1 protein-coding gene is annotated in these 606 nt (G+C 65.8%); it reads left to right on the top strand.

What is annotated here, in order from left to right; genetic code table 11:
- Positions 1 to 606 (top strand): hypothetical protein (locus ASO19_RS09005; protein ID WP_146046945.1); only part of this gene is annotated, 606 nt, incomplete at both ends.

Below are 606 nucleotides of genomic sequence, written 5' to 3'. Positions count from 1 at the left end.
TCACTAACACTGGTCATGCCGTGGCCAGTGCTGGCCCCCTGACCGTACAGGCACGGAGTGATGTTCGGAACTCYGGCGAGCTGGGGAGCCGACAGGGGGCGGTGTCGCTTGAGGGGACGGGGCTGAGGAATGATGGCGGGAAGCTGATCGCGGCCGATGGTCCGCTGTCCCTGACGCTGCATGGCGGTGACATCTCCAACAGCAACGGTCTGATCCAGTCCAGCGAAGGTCTGACGCTGACGGCAGGCACGCTCTCCAACCAAGGCGGGACGCTGCTGAGTGGCAAAGGTGATGTGGATCTGACGGCCGGGTCGTTCCGGAACGAGGGTGGTCTGGTGCAGGCGCAGGGGAACCTGACGGCCCGTCTGGGAAGCTATGGCTCGGATGAGGGGTCCAGCCTGGTGGCGGGACGCGAGCTGCATCTGAGCTCACCGGGTGTGGTGCATAATGAGGGCGTTCTGGCCTCCTTCGGGGACATGACGCTGACGGCCTCCCGTCTGGAAGGGGGAGTGAAATCCCAGCTCCAGGGTCAGAGGGTCGAGGCGCATCTGGGTGACGGGGGCCTGCAGAACGGCGGGTCGCTGGTCGGCCTGACGGGGCTGAACC

This window comes from Parasaccharibacter apium (assembly GCF_002917995.1).
Lineage (GTDB): Bacteria > Pseudomonadota > Alphaproteobacteria > Acetobacterales > Acetobacteraceae > Bombella > Bombella apis.
The sequence above is the reverse complement of the archived record's forward strand: the minus strand, read 5'-3'. Positions and strand labels throughout refer to the sequence as shown.